Raw genomic sequence first — 4,221 nt, forward strand, 5'->3', positions numbered from 1 at the left:
GGCGGACGCCCTGCGCCGGGTCGAGTAGGCCGGCGCTCCTGTTCGCGGCCGGGTCCCTCGTCCGCAGCCGGGCTCTTCGCCCTGGCCCGGCTCCTCGCCCGTACCCCGGCCTCCGTACACCCGCCCCCGTACCACCCCACCCTCGTTCCTCCCTCGTACCGCAGGAGTTGCACGATGTACCAGCTCAAAGGCGTCACCAAGGTCTACCACCGGGGAAAGAAGCCCGTCCACGCGCTCGCCGGTGTCGATCTGACCATCGAGGACGGCGGCCGGCTGGTCATCCAGGGCCCCACCGGCGGCGGCAAGTCCACGCTGCTCCAGATGCTCGGAGCCCTGGACCGGCCGACCGCGGGCACCGTCGAACTCGACGGCGTCGACCTGGCCGGCCTGTCCGAGGCCCGGCTCACCAAGGTGCGCGCCGAATCCATCGGCTTCGTCTTCCAGAGCTTCAACCTCATCCCCACCCTCACCGCGCAGGAGAACGTCGAGACGGCGCTCGTCCCGCTCGGCCTCAAGGGGCCCGCCCGGCGCCAACAGGCCGCCGAGGCGCTGGAGTCCGTCGGGCTCGGTGAGCGGCTCGGCCACGTACCGGGCGAGTTGTCCGGCGGCCAGCAGCAGCGGGTCGCCATCGCGCGCGCCCTGGTGAAACGCCCGAAGGTGCTGCTCGCGGATGAACCCACGGGAAATCTGGACGAGTCGATGCGTGACGAGATCATGGAACTGCTGGAGGGCCTCTGGAAAGAGCACGGGCTGACCTTCATCATGGTCACGCACGACAGTTCCATCGCCCGCCGTGCTCCCCGGCTCGCCACCATCCGCAAGGGGAAGGTCACGGTGACCGAGAACGCGACCGCCGCCTGAGTTCCAGGGCGACACGCCCTCAATCCGTGGGGCGGCGCCCCTGCCCGGATGTCCCGTCAACTCACGGGCGTCGTCACCCCCGTACGCGTAGGTTCGGTTCATGCTGATCACTCTGGGAAGCCCGCCCACGGACGCCGAGACGGACGCCTGGCACGCGGTGATCACCGCGGCCCACGTCCTCGATCTCCCGGCGTCCGTCCCCGAGCCCAGCCGGTCCGAGACGGCGGGGAAGCTGCGGCTGCCTCCGGTGAGCGGGCGGAACGCGCACGTCGTGTCGACGGCGTCCGACGGCTCGTACGACGGGGTCGCCTCCCTTCTCCTCTTCACCGAGGAGCCCCACCTCCACACCGCGTTCCTCGACGTCCTGGTGGTGCGGCCCGACGCCCGGCGGGGTGGTGTCGGCGCCGCGCTCTGGACCGCGATACGGGACGAACTCGCCGCCGCCGGGCGTACCTCGGTCTCGACCGTGCTCGAACTGGGCGGCGCGGGCGAGGCGTTCGTCGACAGCCTCGGCTTCACGAACGTGCTGCCGCTCGGCTGGTACGTGATGCGGGTCCGGCAGACCCTCGACGAGGTTCCCGAGCCGGTGCTCCCCGCCGGACTGCGCTTCGCCGACTGGTCCGGCGTGGTTCCCGACGAGTTGGCGGAAGGTTTCGCCCGCGCCCACGACGCGAGGGAGGACACGCCGGGCGGGGCCCTGGAGGAGCGGGTGTCGCGCTGGGACGTACGGAGAGTGCGGGCCGAGGCCCGGCTCATCGAGGACCGGGGCGGGGCGATCCTCACCTCGGCCGTGCTCGACACGACGGCGGGTGACGCCGTGGTCGGCTACACGGAACTGGTCCTGCGGGACCCGGCGGGCACGCGCGCCGTCCAGTACGACACGGTGGTCGTCCCGTCCCACCGCGGCCGGGGACTCGGCCGCGCGGTCAAGCGTCATCTCCTCGGGACGCTGAGTGAACTGCATCCCGGCATACGGGAGATCAGCACGACGGTCGCCGACAACAACACGTCGATGATCGCCGTGAACGAGGGGCTCGGCTACCGCCGGGAGCGGCCGGTGGGTCTCTTCCAGGCCAAGCTGTAGCAGCGGTACGGCTGTTCAGCCGCAGCCGTTCGACCGGGGCAGCCGGTACGCCGACCCCAGCCGGTACTCACCGCCCCCCGGGACCGTCAGCCGGGTCCAGTCGCCCGCCCGCTCCACACACGCGCCCGGCGCCCTGAGCCAGGGCGAGTAGGCGATCCGTACCGTCACCGAGCCCGCGGCGGGCATCCGCAGCACCAGATCCGCGTCACCGCCGCGCACCACGGTCGCCGGGGCGGACACCAGCGGCACCGCGTCCCGTACCCGGTAGACCGCCCAGCCGCTGTCGTGCCACACCGGCTCCAGCCAGTCCGGGAGGTCGTTCCGCAGGAGCGCGGCCTCGGCGGCGGCGGGGCTGTCGGGCCGCGCGGCCGGCAGGACGACGAGCCCCACCGCCCAGCGGTCGAGCCAGGCGCGGTACGTGGCGGCGGAGAAGGTGCCGTCGTAGAAGAGCCGGCCGCGCTCGACGTCGAGCTGGCGGTTCCAGCCGCGGGCCATGGTGACGTACGGGGCGAGGACGTCGGCCTCGCGGTGGTTGCGGGCCGGGACGACCTCGACGCGGGTGCGGTCGGCGCCCAGCCGGTCGAGCGCGTCGATCACACCTTCCGGATGGGCGGCCCAGGAGGGCACGGAGTTGGAGACGCCGAGGTCGTCGTCGGTCTTGTCGATCACCCAGCCGGTGTTCAGGACCACGGCGGCGGCGAGGACGAGGTGAGGGGCCCATAGGCGACTCCCGCGTACGAGATCCCTCAACCGGGACGGTTCGAGGCCACGGGTCAGCAGCGCCGCGAGCAGCACCGGCGGCCCGCCGACCCCTATCAGCCGCTCGACGTTCGTGCCGATCGGCGAGGCGATCGAATAGGTCAGGACCACGCCGACCCCGTAGACGGCGGCGCCGTACCGCACCGTGCGCCAGCCGCGCGGCCCGCGCGGCGCGGCGAGCCAGACGGCCGCGCAGGCGGTGAGCGGCATGTACAACTTCTCCGTCGCCATGGGCTGTTCGCCGTGGAACGGGAAGAGCAGCGTGACCACGCCGACCGTCAGGAAGGGCGGGGCGATGAGCGCGACGGCCTTCCCCCACTGCCGGTCGAGCAGGTACGCGGCCCCGGCCACGACGAGGAACAGGGCGGCGACGGGGCTGGCGAGCGCGGTGAGAACGGACAGCGCGCAGGCAAGGCCGACGGTCCGCCGCGTCGTTCCTCCGGGTGACCGGAGGAGCACGAACAGGGCCAGCAGCCCGACGGCGGCACCCAACGCGAAGGTGGTCCGTCCGGACGCCACGTTGCACCAGAGCACGAGCGCGCCGAGGAGCGCGGGCCACAGGGCGTGGGGCACTCTCGCCCGTACGAACAGGGCGGCCATGGCCCACGTACCGGCGAGCCCCGCCAGCACCGACGTGGTCCTGACGCCGAGGAGCGCCATCAGCGGCGGAGCGAGGACGCTGTAGTTGGCGGTGTGCGTACCGCCGTACCACGAGAGGTTGTACGCGGACCCGGGATGCCGCGCCATGAACCCGGCCCAGGCGAGCTGGGCGGCGAGATCACCCCCACCGGTGGCGAGGACGACGGCCCAGAACACGTAGAAGGGCACGGCAACCCCGGTGACGAGCAGCGGCAGGCGCCACGGGGGTTTGGACCCGGGGTCCGCGAGTCTGCCCGCGCCGTCAGCCGGTTGACCGCCAGTCCAGGGCCCGTCGGGCAGAGTGCCGCCCGTGCCCCCGGCGGGGGGCGCGGCCCCCCGCCGGGTCTTGACCTCGGGCTGGGCCCGGGCCGTCGCGTTCGCCCGCAGTGTGCCTGCGGGTCCTCTCCGGATCCCAAACCCAAACTGGCCCGTCTTCCCGGTCCGGCGGACGGCCTCGGACCGCCCCCGTGGCTCGGTTCGAGACGTTGCCTTCGCCCCGGCCCCCGCGCCGGACCGGGATCCCCCTCCCGCGCCGGACCGGGATCCGCCACCCGCCCCGGGCCGGGGCCCCGCCCCCCTTCCGGTCGCGGAAGCCGGTCCTTCCCCCGCCCCGGGCGTAGGTTCCTCTTCCGCCGTCTCCTCGCTCATGCGCACGGCTCTCACCCTAGGGTGTGGCCGCGAAGGGGCCTTCGGCTCCCGACGTCAGACACGCACACGTGCCACCCCGCAGGGCATGAGGTTCTGGCAGCAACTACAGAAAGCCGGCCACGACGGCGGGCAAGCCGACCGATCACCCGCCACGTGTGCCTCGCTCAGCCCCGCACCGGCACCAGCCAAGAAATCTCGGTTGTCACTACCCCCGCCCCGCATCCGCCCCG

The 4,221-nt window shown here is 73.0% G+C and carries 3 protein-coding genes; 2 read left to right on the forward strand and 1 reads right to left on the reverse strand.

The genetic code is table 11. From position 1 onward, the window contains the following. The first annotated feature begins 174 nt into the window (after window positions 1-174). Together GT042_RS25395 and GT042_RS25400 are read left to right on the forward strand one after the other, a co-directional pair. Window positions 175-861, forward strand: coding sequence for an ABC transporter ATP-binding protein (locus GT042_RS25395; protein ID WP_161311054.1), 687 nt, complete (start codon window positions 175-177; stop codon window positions 859-861). 100 nt (window positions 862-961) lie between these two features. Continuing rightward, a complete protein-coding gene (locus GT042_RS25400; RefSeq protein WP_161311055.1) occupies window positions 962-1,945 on the forward strand; it encodes a GNAT family N-acetyltransferase in 984 nt (327 codons plus the stop codon). Window positions 1,946-1,960: 15 nt separating this feature from the next. On the opposite strand, the gene GT042_RS25405 is transcribed toward GT042_RS25400, so the two are convergent. Beyond that, window positions 1,961-3,532, reverse strand: a complete 1,572-nt coding sequence (locus tag GT042_RS25405; protein WP_345943908.1) for a hypothetical protein — start codon at window positions 3,530-3,532, stop codon at window positions 1,961-1,963. Window positions 3,533-4,221: the final 689 nt, after the last annotated feature.

Source organism: Streptomyces sp. SID3212 (genome assembly GCF_009865405.1).
Taxonomy (GTDB): Bacteria; Actinomycetota; Actinomycetes; order Streptomycetales; family Streptomycetaceae; genus Streptomyces.

What these genes read in the sequence shown, in the direction of transcription:
- GT042_RS25400 (WP_161311055.1), top strand. Translation starts at nt 962, where the DNA reads ATGCTGATCACTCTGGGAAGCCCGCCCACGGACGCCGAGACGGACGCC.
- GT042_RS25395 (WP_161311054.1), top strand. Translation starts at nt 175, where the DNA reads ATGTACCAGCTCAAAGGCGTCACCAAGGTCTACCACCGGGGAAAGAAG.